Raw genomic sequence first — 13,357 nt, forward strand, 5'->3', positions numbered from 1 at the left:
GTTGCAGGCGGATGTCGGAGATGTCGTCCGGGAGTCGGCGGTCCGGACGGGGTACAAAATTGCGTCTGTTAAAGTACAGTTGCCGAAAACGTTGCTTACGTTTCCGCAAGTCTGAACTACTCTCGAGTCGTTATGCCCGCCGCGTGCCATCGCCGCCGCCCGTGCTCTCTCCCCAACGAAGATTGCTGACTCGATGCTCCCTCGCGCCCGCACGCCCCGCTGCCGCTCCATCACGAAGCCGATCGCGGCCGGCCTGACGATGCTGCTCGCAGCGACCGCCGTGGTGTTCACGCCCGCGGTGGCGGCCGAGGCGGCCGTGATCAAGCCCATCACGTCGAGCTACGACGAGATCGTCAACGGCGACTACGTGATGATCGGCAACGGCAACCTCGTCGCCTCCACCCCGACCCTCTCTCAGCGCAGCGATACCCCGACCGGCCTGCACAACGGCACGGTGAGCGGTACTGGCACCTCCCGCGTCCACTACAACGACTACCTCACCATGGTGAACGTCGGGGCTTCCGCGGCGATGGGCTCGAACTCGAGCCAGGCGCGGGTCACCATCCCCGCCGGCTCGAGGGTCGTGCGCGCCGAGCTCTACTGGATGGGCAACACCGGGGTCGTGCAGGGCCAGACGGGCGCGCGATGCTCGTCCAACGCCGGCGTCACCGGCTCGGTGCCCACTGGCTCGTACCGCGACCGCATGCCGCGCGTCCGTGTCGGCACGGGCCCGGTGCAGGTCGTCTCTGGCGCGACGTTCACGACGGAGCCGACCGTCAACACGAACGAGTCCTACTACTACTCGGGCCGAGCCGACGTGACGTCGCTGCTCGCGGGCCTTCCTGCTGGATCGCAGCAGCTGGTGAGCGTCGGAGACCTGTGGCTCGCGCAAGGACACGGCTGCTTCGGCGGCTGGTCGATGTCGCTCGTGTACGACTTCGGCAGCTACAGCGCCAACGACCCGGGCACGGTTGCGCGCAACGTCATCCTCTCTGACGGCCACGCGCGTCTCGCATCATCGGACGTCCCGCTGACCGTCCCGTTCGGCACGTTCAACTCCGTCGCCCCCGGCACGCGCGCCAGCTTCTCCCTCGGCGAGGGAGATGCCGCGATCGTGGGCGATTACGCGGAGTACCGCAATGGCCCCAGCGGAGCGCGAACGCGCATCACCTCACCGACAGGCGTGACAGACAACATCGGCACGGGCTCGACCGCGTCGTCGGTGCGGTACCAGGGCACGTCCACCGGCAGCTTCTACAACGCGAGCATGACGGTGGTGGACGCGCCGCTCACCGCCATCGGCACGGGGCAGGTGCAGCCAGAGCTGGTCCTCGGCACGACCGGCGACTCCTACATGCTGCAGTCGGTCGCGCTCTCGGTGCCCGTGGGTGCCGTCACCGTCGACAAGAGCGTCAACGGTGATGACGACCTGCAGCAGCTGGTCGAGGGAGAGATCCCGACCTTCACGATCGTGGTGAGCAACACGGGTTCCGCACCGCTGCGGAACGTGCGGGTGAGCGACCCCTGGGCGACCGCCTGCGACCGCGTCATCGGCGACCTCGCGACCGGCCAATCCGTCTCCTACGAGTGCCTCGGGCCGCCCGTCTTCGAGGGCTACACCAACGTCGCGACCGTCAGCGCAGAGACCTCCGGCGGCGTCGCCGTGCGCGACCAGGATGACCCCTCGGTGATCCAGTACACCGACATCGCGCTCGACAAGCGCGTCTCGCCCGGCGCCGACTACACCGCACGCGCCGGCGACACGCTCGAGTACGCCTTCGTCGTGCGCAACGCCGGGACCAGCCCGCTGACGAGCATCGTCCTCACCGACGACATGGCCGGCCTCCAGGGCCTCGCCATCGACTGGGCGACGTCGAGCAATCCCGCGAGCCCCTCCGGCACCCTCGCGGCGGGCGAGACCGTGATCGCTCGCGCCACCTACGTGCTGACGCAGGCCGACGTGAACCGCGGCTCGGTCGTGAACGCCAACGCCCGCGTCGAGGGCTCGGATGCCTCCGGCAACCGGGTCGCAGCGCTCGACGGCGCGACGCACCCGATCCCGAGCCTCCCCGCGCTCGAGCTGCTGAAGTCCGGCGTGCTCGCCGAGGGCATGCCGGGCGACCCGATCGTCTACACCTTCTCCGCGCGCAACACCGGCAACGTGCCCCTGACCGGCGTCGCGATCAGCGACCCGATGCCGGGCCTCGGCGCGCTCGCGTACACCTGGCCGGGCACGCCCGGCCAGCTGGCCCCCGGGCAGACCGTCACCGCCACGGCGACGGCCCCGCTGACGCAGGCGCAGGCGGATGCGGGCGAGGTGCGCAACACCGCGACGGTCGTCGGCATGCCGCCGACGGGCCCGCAGATCAGCGACGAGGGCAGCACCCGCGTCGTCGTCGAGCGGGAGCCCTCGATCGACATCGAGAAGCGCGGCACCCTCACCGGCGGCAGCGTCGCGGGCGACCCGGTCGTCTACGAGCTCGTCGTCACGAACGACGGCAACACCACGCTCACCGGCGTGACGGTCAGCGACCCGCTCTTCGCGGCCGACGACATCCAGGTGGTCGGCGAGTGGCCCGGCGACCCCGGCACCCTGCTGGCAGGGCAGTCGATGACCTTCACGGCGACGCACCAGCTGACGCAGGATGAGGTCGACGCGGGTCGCCTCGACAACACCGCGAACGTGTCCGGCACCCCTCCGGGCGGTCTCGCGGACGCCACGGACAGCGACTCGTTCACGATCTCGCTCGAGCAGGAGCCCGGCATCGAGCTCGCCAAGGCCGGCACGCTCGTGCTCGGCGGACCGGGCGTCGCCGACGACCGGATCGACTACACCTTCACCATCCTGAACAGCGGCAACGTCACCCTGACGGAGGTCGCGCTCGACGACGCCGATCTCGGCGGCGCGACGATCAGCTACACCTGGCCCGGCGAGACGGGCACGCTCGCACCCGGGGAGACCGCCACCGCGACCGCGGCCTGGTCGGTCACCCAGGCGCAGCGCGACGCGGGTCGCGCAGAGAACACGGCCGTCGTGAGCGGCACCTCGCCCGAGGGCGCCGCGGTCGAGGACGACGACACGGCGATCGTGCCGATCGTCTCCCGTCCGGCGCTCGCGCTCGACAAGTCGGGCTCGCTCGAGACCGGCATGCGCCAGATCGGCGACACCGTCGACTACGCCTTCACCGTCACCAACACCGGCAACATCACGCTCAGCGACGTCGCGGTCGCCGATGACCTCGTCGACGCGCCCGTCGCCATCGCTTGGCCCGCGACCGCCGGCACGCTGCTGCCCGGCCAGTCGGCGACCGGCACGGCGCAGTACACGCTGACCCAGGCCGACATCGACCGCGGCTTCGTCGACAACGTCGCCACCGCATCCGCGACCTCGCCGCGAGGCGAGAACCCCGTGACGACCGACGACGACCGCGTGCTCGTGCCGCAGACGTCCCGCTTCTCGCTCGAGAAGACCGGCACGCTCGCAGACGGCGCGCAGGGCATCGCGGGCGATGAGGTCGTCTACACCTTCTTGGTCGCGAACACCGGCAACACGACGCTCACCGACGTCACCGTCGAGGACCCGCTGCCAGGCCTCTCGACGCCCACCGCCGAGTCGTGGCCCGCTGCCGCAGGCGTGCTGCTGCCCGGCCAGACGGTCGAGCTCACCGCGACCTACACGCTCACGCAGGCCGATGTCGATGCGCTGACGCGCGAGAACACCGCGATCGTCTCCGGCACGACGCCGGATGGCGCCAGCACCAGCGTCATCGACGACCACTCGCTGCCGATCGTCGTCGAGCCCAGCATCGCCCTCACGAAGACGGGCGCGCTCACGGGCGGCGCCGTCGTGGGCAGCACGATCTCCTACGACTTCGACATCGTCAACGACGGGCCGCTCACCCTCTCCGGCATCAGCCTCGTCGACGCGCTCCCCGGCATCAGCGCCATCGAGTACGGCGCATGGCCCGACCCCGAGCAGCCCGCCACGCTCGCCCCGGGCGAGTCGGGCTCCGCGACGGCGACCTACGCGCTGACGCAGGCCGACATCGAGCGCGGCTTCGTCGACAACGCGGCCTCGGTCTTCGCCTCCACGCAGGAGGGCGTCAGCGCCAGCGCCTCCGATGAGCAGCGGGTCGAGCTGCCCGCCGCTCCGGGCATCACGGTCACCAAGACCCCGACGCTCGTAGGCGAGGGCGTCGCCGGCGCGACGATCAGCTACGCGATCGTCGCCCAGAACACCGGCAACGTGGCGCTCACGGGCGTCACCCTCACCGACGAGCTCGAGGGCCTGGCGGGCTTCACGCTGGTCTGGCCCGGCACTCCCGGCACGCTGCAGCCCGGGCAGTCGGTCACCGCTGCCCCGACCTACGCGGTGACGCAGGCCGACGTCGACCGCGGCCTGGTCGAGAACACCGCCGCCGCCTCCGGCACCCCGGCTCGCGGCGAGCCGGTCTCCGACAGCGCTGACGGCGACGTGCAGCTCTCGACCGACGCGTCGATCGTCCTCACGAAGGACGCGTCGCTCGCGACCGGCGCCACCGGTGCGGTCGGCGACGCGGTCGAGTTCGACTTCGTCGTGCGCAACGCCGGCGACGTCACCGTCACCGGTGTCTCGATCGACGACCCGATGTTCCCGGCCGGTGTCGTCTTCGGCGCCTGGCCCGACACGGCCGCGCCCGGCACGCTCGCGCCCGGCGAGCAGGTCACGGCGAGCGCCGAGCGCGCGCTGACGCAGGCCGACCTCGACGCCAACGGCGTTGTGAACGAGGCCACCGCATCCGCCACCCCGCCGAACAACGCAGAGCCGGTCACCGACACCGACGACGCCACCGTGCCGCTGCCCGGCACGGCGAGCCTGACGCTCGTGAAGGACGGCGCGCTCAGCGGCATCGGCAACCCCGGCGACACCATCGACTACACGTTCACGATCACGAACACCGGCACCGTCACCGTGCGCGACATCGCGCTCGCCGACGAGCTCGAGGGGCTCAGCGACATCGCCTTCGGCACCTGGCCGGGCACCGAGGGCGAGCTGCCGCCGGGCGAGTCGGTCGAGGCGACCGCCAGCTACGCGGTGACGCAGGCCGACGCCGACGCCGGCACGGTCGACAACTCGGCGACCGCTACGGGCTCGACGCAGGAGAACGGTGAGGTCGAGGCGACCGACACCGACGAGCAGCCGCTCGCCTCGCTCGGCGCTCTGACGATCGACAAGACCCACACGGCCGACGGCCTCGCCGTGGGCGACGTCGTCGACTACGCCTTCGTGGTCGAGAACACCGGCGGCCTCACGCTCAGCGACGTCTCGATCACCGACGAGCTGCCGGGCCTGACCGCCATCGCCTACGGCGACTGGCCGGCTGCCGATGGCGTGCTCCTGCCCGGCGAGAGCGTCACCGCGACCGCGCAGCTCACCGTGACGCAGGCGCACCTCGATGCGGGCGAGATCGTCAACGTCGCGACCGCCGCTGCCACCGCGCCCCGCGGCCCGGCCCCGAGCGGCACCGACACCGACACCGTCGCGCTGCTGCAGGGCCCCGCGCTGACGCTCGTCAAGACCGGCGCGCTCGCCGAGGGCGCGACCGGCGTCGCGGGCGACGTGATCACCTACGCGTTCAGCATCCGCAACGCCGGCAACGTCACCGTCACCGGGCTCGAGCTGACCGACGAGCTCGACGGCCTCAGCGAGCCCGTCTTCGCGCTCTGGCCGGGCGAGCCCGGCACGCTCGCACCGGGCGACGTCGTCACCGCCACCGCGACCTACGCGGTCACGCAGGCCGACGCCGACGCGGGTCGGGTCGACAACACCGCCGACGTCACGGGAGACACCGCGACCGCCGGCCCCGTGGCCGACGCAGACGACGCCACCGTGCCGCTCGGCGCCGCACCCGGCCTCTCGATCGCCAAGTCGCACACCGGCACCGGCTTCGGCGTCGACGACGTCGTGCCCTACACCTTCCTGGTCACCAACACGGGCGACGTCACGCTCACCGACGTGACGGTGGCGGATGCGCTGCCGGGTCTGGGCGACGTCGCCTACGGCGAGTGGGAGTCGGGCACCGCGGGCACGCTGCTGCCGGGCCAGTCGGTCACGGCGACCGCACCGCTCACGGTGACGCAGGCGCACGTGGACGCCGGGCTCATCGAGAACGAGGCCACCGCGACCGGCACGCCGCCGCGCGCGACGCTGCCCACGCCGTCGGCCACCGACGACGACACGGTCGTGCTCGCGCAGTCGCCGAGCCTCTCGCTCGTCAAGGATGGCGAGCTCGTCGACCTCGTCGACGGCGTCGCCGGCGACCGCATCGACTACACCTTCACGATCACGAACGACGGCGACGTGACGGTCTCGGACATCGCGCTGAGCGACGAGCTCGCGGGCCTCACGGACATCGCGTTCGGCACGTGGCCGGGCGAGCCCGGCGTGCTCGCGCCCGGCGAGGCGGTCACCGCGACCGCCTCGCTCGTGCTGACACAGGCCGACGCCGACGCGCTCCAGGTCGTGAACGAGGCATCCGCCACCGGCACGACCGCGACCGCCGGCGACGTCGGCGACAGCGCCCAGCACGTCGAGCCGCTGCCCGCCGTCGGCGCGCTGTCGATAGACAAGACGCACCCCGCGGGCGACTACGCCGTCGGCGACACCGTCGAGTACTCGTTCGTGGTCACCAACACCGGTGACCTCACGCTCACGGGCGTCGAGGCGAGCGACGAGCTCGAGGGCCTGTCCGATCTGGCCTATGGCACATGGCCGGGCGAGACCGGCGTGCTCGCACCGACGCAGTCGGTCACCGCGACGGCGACGCTCGTCGTGACGCAGGCGCATGTCGACGCCGGCAGCATCGACAACACCGCCGCAGCGGTCGGCACGACTCCGCAGGGCGTCGTGCTCGAGGAGGACGACACCGACACGGTGCCCTTCGCCGCGACCCCGCGCCTGACGCTCACGAAGACGGGCGCGCTGACGAGCGGCGTCGGCAACGCGGGCGACACGGTGACCTACACCTTCGAGATCGAGAACGAGGGCAACGTCACGATCGCCGCGATCGCGCTGGCGGACGACCTCGAGGGCCTCAGCGACATCGCCTTCGGCCCGTTCCCCAGCATCGACGGCGTGCTCGCTCCCGGTGAGTCGGTCACGGCCACCGCGACGTACGCGGTGACGCAGGCGGACGCCGACCGCGGCTCCATCGACAACGAGGCGACCGCCTCGGGGCTCACGCCCACGCGCCAGCCGGTCTCCGACGCGGACGAGCACACGCAGGAGCTGCGCTCGGTCTCCGCCATCGAGATCGACAAGTCGCACACCGCTGGCACCTTCGCGGTCGGCGACGAGGTGGAGTACGCCTTCCTCGTCACGAACACCGGCGGGCTCACGCTCGAGGACGTCTCGGTGACCGACGAGCTGCCGGGCCTGGGCGACATCGCCTACGGCGAGTGGCCGGCCGCCGAGGGCGTGCTGCTGCCCGGCGAGTCGGTCACGGCGACCGCGACGCTCACGGTCACGCAGGCCCACCTGGACGCCGGCGAGATCGTGAACGAGGCATCCGCGACGGCGACCGCGCCTCGGGGCGACGACCCGAGCGACAGCGACACCGATCGCGTCGCGCTCGAGCGCATCGCCAGCATCGAGCTGCTCAAGACGGGCGAGCTCGCCGGCATCGGCAACGCCGGTGACGAGATCGCCTACACCTTCACGATCACGAACGACGGCAACGTCACGGTCTCGGGCATCGAGCTCGAGGACGCGCTGCCCGGCATCGGCGAGGTCGTCTTCGGCGACTGGCCGGCCGAGTCGGGCACGCTGCTGCCCGGCGAGTCGGTCGAGGCGACCGCGGTCTACGTCGTGACCCAGGCCGATGCCGACGCCGGCACCGTCGTCAACGACGCATCCGCCTCGGGCACCACGCCCGCAGGCCCCGTCGACGACCAGGCCGCGCACACGCAGGGCCTGGGCGCGACCGCGCTGCTCGAGTTCACCAAGTCGCACGAAGCGCCCGCGAGCCCGCTCGCGGTCGGCGACGACGTGACCTACACCTTCCTGGTCGAGAACGTCGGTGGCCTCACGCTCACCCACGTGACGGTGTCGGATGCGCTCACGGGCCTCGGTGACATCGCCTACGGCGAGTGGGCGTCGGGCACCGTCGGCACGCTGCTACCGGGCCAGTCGGTCACGGCGACCGCGACGCTCGCGGTGACGCAGGCGCACGTCGACGCCGGCGAGATCCTGAACGAGGCGAGCGTCACCGGCGCCCCGCCGCGCGACGGCATCGCGCCGCCGGTGACGACCGACGACGACCGCGTGCCGCTGCTGCAGCGCGCGAGCGTCGCGCTCGAGAAGACGGGCGAGCTGCGCGATGGCGCGCTCGGCATCACGGGCGACACGATCGACTACGCGTTCACGATCAGGAACGACGGCACCGTCACGGTCTCGGGCATCGAGCTGAGCGACGAGCTCGAGGGTCTCGGCGACATCGCCTTCGGCGCGTGGCCGGGCGAGGCCGGTGTGCTGGCGCCGGGCGAGTCCGTCGAGGCGAGCGCCTCCTACGTGCTGACGCAGGCCGACGCCGACGCCGGCACGGTCGTCAACGAGGCATCCGTCACGGGCACGACGGCGACAGCGGGCCCGGTCGGCGACGAGGCCGCGCACACGCAGCCGCTCGGCGCCGCGCCCTCGCTCACGATCGAGAAGTCGCACGAGGGCTCGGCCTTCGTGGTCGGCGAGACCGTGCCCTACACGATCGTCGCCACGAACGACGGCGACGTCACGCTGCGCGAGGTCGAGGTGACGGATGCCCTCGACGGGCTCGAGATCACCGGCACCGCCTGGGATGGCGCCGAGGGCGTGCTGCTGCCGGGCGAGTCGGTCGTCGTGACCGCGGGCCTGGTGGTGACGCAGGCGCACGTCGACGCCGGCAGCGTCGTCAACGAGGCCGTCGTGGCCGCGACGCCGTCCGCCGGTGAGCCGCTCCGCGAGACCGCCACCGACACGGTGCCGTTCGCGCAGCTGCCGTCGATCTCGCTCGAGAAGACCTCCGTCGTCGAGGGCGCGAGCGCCGGCGACGGCGTCGACTACGCCTTCACGATCGAGAACACCGGCACGGTGACGCTCTCCGACGTCGGGCTGAGCGACGAGCTCGAGGGTCTCGGCGACATCGCCTTCGGCGAGTGGCCGGGCGCCGAGGGCGTCCTCGCTCCCGGTGACGTCGTCACCGCCACCGCCCGGTACGTGCTCACGCAGGCGGACGTCGACCGCGGCTCGATCGTGAACGACGCGACCGCCGTCGGCACCGCGCCGAGCGGCGCCGCCGCCGGCGTCGTGGCGCGCGACGAGGCATCCGTCACGGACACGCTCGAGGCCTCGCCCTCGCTGCGCTTCGCGAAGGAGGCGCAGGTCGACGCGCCGGCGCTCGGCTCGGTCGTCACCTACGGCTTCGAGCTCGAGAACACCGGCAACGTGACGCTCGCGGGCGTCGCGGTCAGCGACCCGCTGCCGGGCCTCTCGGAGCTCGACTACAGCTGGCCCGGCGACGCCGGCGTGCTGCTGCCGGGCGAGATCGCCACGGCGACCGCCACCTACACGATCACGCAGGCCGACGTGGATGCCGGAGGTGTCACCAACGGCGCGTCCGCCGTCGGCGCGCCGCCCGTCGGCGAGCCCGTGCGGCCGACCGACGAGGTGACGGTGCCGATCACCACGCAGCCCGCGCTCGTGCTCGACAAGGCCGCGACGCTCGAGGAGGGCGCGGCCGGCGTCGCGGGCGACGAGGTCACCTACACGCTCGTGGTGCGGAACGACGGCGACGTCACGCTCACCGCGATCGAGCTGGCCGACCCGATGGCGGGGCTCAGCGACATCGTCTTCGGCGAGTGGCCCGGCACCGCGGGGCAGCTGGCGCCCGGTGAGCAGGTCTCGGCCACGGCGACCTACGCGCTCACGCAGGCCGACGTCGACGCCGGCTTCGTCGACAACGCGGCGACCGCCTCCGCGCAGCCGCCCTCGGGCGACCGCATCGCGGTCGACGACGACGAGCGGCTCCTGACGCCCGGCACCATCGGCATCTCGCTCGACAAGTCGGCTGTGGCCACCGCCGGCGCCGCGAGCGTCGCGGGCGACACCGTCGCCTACGAGCTCGTGATCGCCAATGAGGGCTCGCGCACGCTCACCTCGATCGTGCTGAGCGACCCGCTGCCGGGGCTCAGCGCGCCCGTCATCGACTGGTCGACCGCCGCGATCGAGGGGCAGCTCGCCCCCGGCGAGCAGGTCGTGGCCACCGCCGGCTACACGCTGACGCAGGCCGACGTCGACGCCGGGCTGGTGGAGAACACCGCGACCGTCGCGGCCGCCGATCTGCGGGGCAACCCCGTGGAGGCGGGCGACACCGCGGCCGTCGCGCTCGAGGGCACGCCGCTGCTGACGCTCGACAAGCGCGTCGTCAACGACGCCGACGCCGTGGGCGAGACGGTCGAGTACCGCTTCGAGCTCGCGAACGAGGGCACCGTGACGCTGCGCGACATCGCGCTCGTCGACGCGCTCGCAGGCGTCTCGACGCCCGTGATCGACTGGTCGACCGCCGCCGTCAAGGGCGAGCTGGCGCCGGGCGAGACGGTCACCGCGACCGCCACGCTCACGCTCACGCAGGCCCATGTCGACGCGGGCTCCGTCGTGAACGACGCCACCGCATCCGCCACCCCCGACGGCGGCGAGCCGATCGAGGCCGGCGACTCGAGCACGCTGCCGCTGCCGCAGCTGCCGAGCCTCACCACCGACAAGAGCGCCGAGCTGCCAGAGGGCTCGACCGGTGCGGTCGGCGAGGCGATCGACTACACGATCGTCGTCGTCAACGACGGCACCGTCACGGTCGGCACCGTCACGGTCGACGACCCGATGTTCGCCGCCGACGCGCTCGCCTTCGACTGGAGCGGCGCCACCACCGAGGGCAGCCTCGCTCCCGGCGAGGCGCTCACCGTCACCGCGACGCACGTGCTCACGCAGGCCGACGTCGACGCAGGGCGCGTCGACAACACGGCGCTCGCGAGCGGCAGCTCACCCACGGGCACGGTCGACGACGACGCCACGGCGGTCGTCACGATCGTGCAGTCGCCGAGCATGGCGTTCACGAAGACCGCGTCGACGGATACCGCGCCCGCGCTGGGCGAGACCGTCACGTACACCTTCGAGGTCACCAACACCGGCAACACCACCCTCCGCGGCGTCGCCATCGACGACTCGATGGAGGGCCTGAGCCCGCTCGAGTACGCCTGGCCGGGCGAGGGCGGCACGCTGGCACCGGGAGAGACGGTCACCGCGACCGCGACCTACGGGATCACGCAGCGTGACGTCGACGCCGGCTCGGTCGACAACACGGCGACCGCGACGGGGACGACGCCCGATGGCGGCACCCTGGAGCCGACCGTGACCGAGCAGGTGGAGATCGACCGGCATCCGTCGCTGCGGCTCGCGAAGCTCGGCACGCTCGCAGGCGGCGCCGTCGGCGTCGCGGGCGACCGCGTCGACTACGCCTTCCAGGTGGTCAACACCGGTGACGTCACGCTCACGGGCGTGGCCATCGACGACCCCCTGCCGGGGCTGAGCGACATCGTCTTCGGCGCCTGGCCGGGCGAGCCCGGCGTGCTGGCGCCGGGGCAGGCCGTCACGGCGAGCGCGAGCGCAGTGCTCACGCAGGCTCACGTCGATGCGGGCCGCGTCGTGAACGACGCCACCGCATCCGCCGCCTCGCCCTCGGGCGAGACGGTCACCGATGGCGACTCGGCGGAGGTCGGCACGCAGCAGCGCGGCGCCCTCGACGTCGAGAAGTCGTCGACCGTGACCGGCGCAGGGGTGGTCGGCGACGAGATCGCCTACGCGTTCTCGGCGACGAACACGGGCACGGTCACCCTCACGGGCGTCTCCCTCAGCGACGAGCTCGAGGGGCTGGGCGACATCGCCTACGCCTGGCCCGGTGCGGCCGGTGTGCTGGCGCCCGGCGAGACGGTGACGGCGACCGCGACCTACGCGATCACCCAGGCCGACCTCGATCGCGGATCGGTCGAGAACTCGGTCGTCGTCCGTGGCCAGGTGCCCGGCGGCGGGCCCGTCGAGCACGAGGACTCCGTCACGACCCCGACGCCAGGCTTCGGCTCGCTGACGTTCTCGAAGTCGGGCACGCTCGACGCTGAGGGCGACGCGCAGGTGGGCGATGTCATCACCTACGCCTTCGTGGTGACGAACGACGGCACCCGCACGCTCGCGGACGTCGGCATCGACGACCCCATGGCGGGGCTGTCGGAGCTCGTCTACGCGTGGCCGGGCGAGACCGGCGTCCTGGCGCCGGGCGAGACGGTGACCGCGACGGCGACCTACGCGGTGACGCAGGCCGACATCGACGCGGGCTTCGTGCGCAACGCTGCGCTCGCGTCGACGGACGGGCCGGATGCGCCGGGCGAGACGACGACCCCGCTGCAGCAGCGCTCCGAGCTGCTGTTCGAGAAGACCGCGGGCTACGCGGCGCCGCTGTTCGGTGCGCCTGCCTCGGTGGGCGACACGATCTCCTACGGCTTCCGGCTCGAGAACGCAGGCACGACGACGCTCACGGGCGTCGCGGTGATCGACGAGCTCGCGGGCCTGTCGACCATCGAGTACGCCTGGCCCGACGAGGCGCGCCCCGGCGTGCTGCTGCCGGGCGAGGTCGCGACGGCGACGGCGACGTATGCGCTGACGCAGGCCGACCTCGACGCCGGCGCCGTGCACAACGCGGCCACCGGCACGGCGACGCCGCCGGTGGCACCGGGGGCTCCCGTCCCCGCGCCGCTGACGCCGGGCGATGAGACCACGACCGAGCTCCCGCGCACCACCGGCATCGAGCTGACCAAGGTCGGCGCGGTGGAGGAGGGCGCCATCGGCGAGGTCGGCGACCGCATCACCTACGCGTTCGAGGTCACGAACACGGGCAGCACGACGCTCACCGAGGTGTCGATCGCGGATGCGATGCCGGGCCTGTCCGAGATCGCCTACATCTGGCCGAGCCAGGCGGGCGTGCTGCTGCCCGGCGAGACGGTCGCGGCGACGGCGACGTATGCGCTGACCGCCGGCGACCTCGAGGGCGACACGGTCGTGAACGACGCGACCGCCACGGGCACGCCCCCGACCGGCATGGAGCCGCCGACGGACGGTGCCTCGGCGACGGTCGACGTGCCGAGCCCCGAGCACCCGGGCACGGGCCTGCCGCAGACGGGCATGGAGGTGCCGATCCCACTGATCGCGGGCGGCGCCGCCCTGCTGCTGCTCCTCGGCGGACTGCTCGTGTGGCGCTCGCGGCGGGCGCGCGACGACGAGGAGCCGCTGCTGTAGCCGCCG

1 protein-coding gene is annotated in these 13,357 nt (G+C 72.5%); it reads left to right on the forward strand.

Annotated elements, in window-relative coordinates; genetic code table 11:
* Positions 1-193: 193 nt before the first annotated feature.
* Positions 194-13,351, forward strand: a complete 13,158-nt coding sequence (locus FQ330_RS02690) for a DUF7507 domain-containing protein (RefSeq protein WP_146355001.1) — start codon at positions 194-196, stop codon at positions 13,349-13,351.
* The last annotated feature ends 6 nt before the right edge of the window (positions 13,352-13,357 follow it).

Origin of the sequence: Agrococcus sediminis (assembly GCF_007923295.1) — a bacterium.
In the GTDB taxonomy this organism is placed as follows: Bacteria; Actinomycetota; Actinomycetes; order Actinomycetales; family Microbacteriaceae; genus Agrococcus; species Agrococcus sediminis.